The 505-nt window shown below is 56.8% G+C and carries 1 protein-coding gene; it reads right to left on the reverse strand.

From position 1 onward, the window contains the following. On the reverse strand, positions 1 to 415 hold a 415-nt coding region (locus ACGHU1_RS16895; protein ID WP_390588899.1), incomplete at its 3' end, for an AAA domain-containing protein. Between the last annotated feature and the right edge of the window lie 90 nt (positions 416 to 505).

Below are 505 nucleotides of genomic sequence, written 5' to 3' on the forward strand. Positions count from 1 at the left end.
TGCGGTGCTTCGCAAATTCGAGGAAACGTTTGAGAACGCGTGGCCCTTCCCGTGAAGCGCGACTTACATCGAGTTCGCCCGGGTCGAAGGAAGCGAAGATTTCACACCTAAGCCTAGCCCGCGTGAAAAGCACATTGAGACGACGTTCGCCGCCTTCGGAGTTAACCGGCCCGAAGCTCGCGCCGATCATTCTCCCGCCAGGTTCGGTTGGCCCATAGCCGACGCTGATGAAGATCACGTCGCGCTCGTCGCCCTGAACGTTCTCGATATTCTTGACGAAGACATCCTCAGCGCCGCCTTCGCGGAGGAAATCGTCAAGAATGGTGTCCTTGCGACGAGCAAGCTCAAGAAGTTCGGTGATCGTGTTCTTTTGCGTTGCAGAGAACGTAACTATTCCCAGTGACTGGTCAGGCATCGTTCGTGCGTGACTTGCAACGGCTTCCACCAGAGATTCGCCCTCCAGCCGATTATCGCGACGACCACCCTTGTCGTATGCGCCTGGGAT

This window comes from Erythrobacter sp. MTPC3, from assembly GCF_042854385.1.
In the GTDB taxonomy this organism is placed as follows: domain Bacteria; phylum Pseudomonadota; class Alphaproteobacteria; order Sphingomonadales; family Sphingomonadaceae; genus Erythrobacter.